Here is a 2516-nt window from a genome sequence, read left to right as displayed (position 1 = left end):
TAATCCCGATTACTCTGAAGAGTGGCAAGAAATTCAAAATGAAAACAAAAAGTGATTTTTTACTAACGGAGAGCATTTGCTGAACAAGCAACTCCCGATTGTACAATTAAAGGGGTCGATTATTCAATAAGAATAGTCGCCTTTTTTTGAGAATTTTAGGGAGGGAATGTGAAATGCGTGCTTGCAGAGTAATCTATTCTGCTTTTTTACTTATACAAATAAAAGAGGAAAAAATATCCTTTTGAAGAAGTGCTTATATAGAAGCAAAAAATATTACTCAAAGGAGATTAAGAATGATGGAAAAAATGAATTCTATAACTTTAGAAGGTGTAAAGGAATTTCCAAAGAAGAAGTTAGTTGGATTTCGAGTAGTTTGCGAAGATATGAGGGGTTATGGTAAACAGATCCCTGAGGCTTACATGTCATTAGAACGACGTAAATCTGAGATTAAACAACTTGTTGAGCCAGTTAAACTTATTGGAGCTTTTAAAGCTCAAGAGAGTTCAGAAGAAGACGATGGATACTGGGTCTGTTTCGAGGTTCATGAATTTGAAAATATTCCTGAGGGTATGGTTAGTTTAGTTGTGCCAGCACAGAAGTATGCAGTTCTGAATTTTAAAGGGCATGCTTCAGAAATTTTCCAAGTATATACTCATTTGCACAAATGGATTAGTGAGAATGGATATGAGAGAGTACCAGGAAAGTGGTCATTAGAAATTTATTCAAAATGGACGGAAAGTGAAGATAAAGTGGATCTATGTGATCCGGTAATTTAGTCGATATCGAAAATTGTAATAGTGGAGTAGTGAGGAAGTAAATTAAATTATTGTTCAATCCTATTCCAGTATAGGGGCTATTCTTTAAAAGGGTTAAGAGTCTCTCTTAAATAAATATGCACAATTTAAAGCACGAAATTGAATATAGTACAGGGAGGAAGCAAGCTGTGATAAGTGTTGAAAAAAGACAAGTCGCTGAAAAATGGTTCAAAGAATATTTTACTAAAGGGAATTTAGAAATCTTGGATGAACTTACAACTGAAGACTTTGTTTACCACTCCCACCAAGGTGAACATACAAAAGAAAAGATGAAGGAATTTATGGAATGGTATCAATCAGTTTTTCAAGAGGATGAATGGGAGATTAATGACCTAATAGAGCAGAAACAAAAGCTGGCGGTTCGTTATACTGGCTGGATGACTTATAAAGGTGGATGGTTTGATATACCATCGGAAAATCAACGGGTTAAGGAAACAGGTATTATGATTTTTTATTTTAAAGGTGACAAGGTTGATGAACTATGGTGCGAAAACAGTGATGCAGCTATCTTATTTGATTTAGGTGCTTTGCAAAAAAATACTCATAATGTTTTCTAGGGAGCATCATGAAAAGAGAAAATGACTTTGTATCTCAAATTCAAGTCTTCAACTAACAGGGGCGATAGCTTAAGATCGGCGAGCTGGTCTTAAGTTTTTCTTTATTCAGTTAAAGGGCAGGTTAATTAAAGAAGGTGTTTAATAAAGAGTTGTTAAAAGGGGGAATAAAAATGGGCTGGTTAATCATTGCTGCTGTTGCATATCTTCCAATTATATATCGTATTCATCGTCGTTTAGATTACTTAGAAAAAGAAGTGAAAAGGTTAAATGGGGAAAATGATGTTAACTAATTAAGAGTTATTATTGTATATTAACGCTCTCTGATTTATTCAAGTAAAGGGCAGGTTAATTGAACATCCTTTTTTCAACTAACATAAATAAACTCATAATTTAATTGTAAATAAACCCCTTTAGTGTATAATTACACTAAAGGGGTTTTGGTTTTTACAAAGGGGGAAGAAACAATGCCTAAGAATATCAAAAACAGAAAAGTTATACTTGCAATCCCATTGGTTGTAATTTTACTTTCTTATTTTTCATATATCGTCTATGTAGATGTAGGTGAAGAAAGACGATATGATGAAATACTTACACATTTGACAATAGATAAAGAATATGAAGAAAATGAGATAAAAGAAATTCAAATCGACCATTCTATAACCAATGTTTTATTATCGTATAGACCCTGGGTGATGTATGTGGTATTTAAAGATGAACCAAATGCTATTTATTATTATCATTATGACAACGGGGTAATTAGTCAAGGTGGAATTTCAGGTTATACTGAAAATGAAATATATACACATTCTGAAGGAACTAATGGACCGTTAGATAAAAGTAAATAAGTTCTTCCGTTAACGGGGGCAATAACTGAAGATCAGTTACTGAGAACAAGGGTATTGCTCGTATTCAATTATCGGGCAGTTTAGTTGAATAAGTATTTTTTATGTGAATATTATTGCAAGGGGGAGCGAGCTTGAAGAGAAAGCTACCGATTATAAGTTTTGTTATGGTGGTTTTATTCGGAATAATATTGATGTTCTATCAAACTGAAAAAATGGAACAAGTAAGAACTCTAGAAGAAAACAGGCAAGAGGTATTGGACAAATTAGCAAATGATTTAAGCCATTTTAATCCTGTTCTT

At 33.1% G+C, this 2516-nt stretch carries 3 protein-coding genes; all 3 read left to right on the top strand.

The features are described from left to right. Positions 1 to 293: 293 nt before the first annotated feature. The 3 genes from IQI_RS01500 to IQI_RS01490 all read left to right on the top strand — a co-directional run bounded on the left by IQI_RS01500 (position 294) and on the right by IQI_RS01490 (position 2217). Positions 294 to 776: a GyrI-like domain-containing protein gene (locus IQI_RS01500; RefSeq protein ID WP_231893367.1), complete on the top strand. Its 483-nt coding sequence runs from the start codon at positions 294 to 296 to the stop codon at positions 774 to 776. Between the two features lie 167 nt (positions 777 to 943). Next, entirely contained in the window at positions 944 to 1372 is a 429-nt protein-coding gene (locus IQI_RS01495; RefSeq protein ID WP_064091097.1) for an ester cyclase, read from the top strand. A 464-nt stretch (positions 1373 to 1836) separates the two neighbouring features. Then, positions 1837 to 2217: a DUF3139 domain-containing protein gene (locus IQI_RS01490; RefSeq protein WP_064091096.1), complete on the top strand. Its 381-nt coding sequence runs from the start codon at positions 1837 to 1839 to the stop codon at positions 2215 to 2217. The last annotated feature ends 299 nt before the right edge of the window (positions 2218 to 2516 follow it).

Origin of the sequence: Rossellomorea aquimaris TF-12 (assembly GCF_001648555.1) — a bacterium.
In the GTDB taxonomy this organism is placed as follows: Bacteria; Bacillota; Bacilli; order Bacillales; family Bacillaceae_B; genus Rossellomorea; species Rossellomorea aquimaris.
The sequence above is the reverse complement of the archived record's forward strand: the minus strand, read 5'-3'. Positions and strand labels throughout refer to the sequence as shown.